General features: G+C 66.5%; 3 protein-coding genes. All 3 read right to left on the bottom strand.

What is annotated here, in order from left to right:
* Nucleotides 1–274: DUF2514 family protein (locus ACRESH_RS24165; protein WP_431744334.1), on the bottom strand; the 274-nt coding region annotated here is incomplete at its 3' end.
* The gene (locus ACRESH_RS24160) at nucleotides 271–894 is read right to left on the bottom strand and encodes a glycoside hydrolase family 19 protein (RefSeq protein WP_431744333.1); all 624 of its coding nucleotides are present in this window, start codon (nucleotides 892–894) and stop codon (nucleotides 271–273) included. The genes ACRESH_RS24165 and ACRESH_RS24160, both read right to left, overlap by 4 nt.
* Before the next feature lie 59 nt (nucleotides 895–953).
* A partial coding sequence (locus ACRESH_RS24155; protein WP_431744332.1) for a tail fiber assembly protein occupies nucleotides 954–1,513 on the bottom strand: 560 nt, incomplete at its 5' end.

Here is a 1,513-nt window from a genome sequence, read left to right as displayed (position 1 = left end):
CAGCATCAGCGCCAGTGCCATCAACAGCTGCAGTATGTTCTTGTTCCCGAGCATTTGCTCTCGCCTCTTCCTGTGCCGCTGTGCGGCGTTGCTCTTCACTGCGGGCTTTGGCCTCTTCCAGCGCCCAAGCCTGCTGATCGCCTGCATCACGGACAGCCCAGCGCGCCTGCCACTCGGCATCCATGGTCGAACGGCCATGCTCGTAGGCACCCCAGAACGCCCAGGCCACCAACGCCAGCGATACCGCCCCGCCGATCGTGCGCGCGCTGATCACGCCAGCACCTTCAGTGCCCGCTCATACAGAGCCTTGCGCTCAGCGGCACCGTGCGGCACCCGGCCAGGCTTGCCGGTGTTGATCACGCTGCCGATATCCTGGAAGCGACCGGCGTCGGCCAGTTCGTTCAGGCCGTGGGTCGACCACCACCAGGCGGCGGACATCGCGGCGTGCTCGGGGTGCTCGAGCAGCTCGGGTTTCTCTTCCAGCGGCAGGCCCAGGCCGGCGCCGGCGGCGGCATAATTTGCCCGGCCAGTGAGCTGGATCAGGCCGCGGCCACGGTACCGCCAGCCATCCCCAGGCCGGGTGTTGCCCATGCGCCCGCTGTACACGATGTTGGCGATCTTCTCCGGCTGCCGCGCGCAGGCGGCTGCCGACTCCGTGGTGAACCGGCTGGGCCAGGTACGCACCAACGCCTCGGCGCTGTAGTTCAGGTTCTCCACCAGGTTGCGCAGCTGACCCGACTCATGGCCGACCTGGGCCAGGAACGCAGCCACGCGCACCGGGCTGTCGATCTTGTAGCGCGCCATGGCCCGGTTCAGCGCAGGCAAAAAAATGCCCGCGACTGGGCGGGCGTTCGGAAGGATCTGCAGCAACTGCTGCTCGGTCAACGGGGACATGTGTTTCTCCAGGCAAAAATAAACCCGCTCGATGGCGGGTGCTTTGGGTGTGGTAGTTGTCAGGCCGGCGGCGCTGGCCAGTCGATCGCATCGGGATAGTTCGGCTGTTCCGGCACGCGGCTCAGCGCGACGCGGTACTTCTTCCAGGCTTTCAAGGTCTCGACCTCAGTCTCGGTCGCATCGTCGATGTCGACGGCATCCTGCAGCGGAGCAATGGCAGCGTCCGCCACCGCCCGGCGCCCCGCGGCTTCAGCGATCACCTGAGCCAACTGCTGTTCGGCGGCGGCCTGGGCTTTCATCTCGGTGGTGACCACCTGGGACCAGTCGATTGCGCCGGGCACAAGCGGCCAGACCGGGCTGGAGCCCTCGAGCTTCGGGTCGTAGTCCGTCGGCAGCGCCAGCCTGCCATCTGCAGGCCTGACGATGTCGGCCGGATAACGAGACTGCTCCCCGGCCATGGCGCCATGCGGCAAAGTAATGGTCAGCACCAGACTGCCATCCACGCGCTCAACTGGCGCGGTGATCCAAGGACAGGCGAATGCTTCGACGGGCAGCGTGGCGCCGCCAGGCAAAGGTCCGAAGTCCAGGACCTGGCCATTGAGGGAGAGCTGGTCGCCCT

The organism is Pseudomonas sp. (assembly GCF_050739775.1).
Lineage (GTDB): Bacteria > Pseudomonadota > Gammaproteobacteria > Pseudomonadales > Pseudomonadaceae > Aquipseudomonas.
The sequence above is the reverse complement of the archived record's forward strand: the minus strand, read 5'-3'. Positions and strand labels throughout refer to the sequence as shown.

Coding starts and splice junctions, on each gene's coding strand:
- ACRESH_RS24160 (WP_431744333.1), bottom strand. CDS start 894: ATGTCCCCGTTGACCGAGCAGCAGTTGCTGCAGATCCTTCCGAACGCC.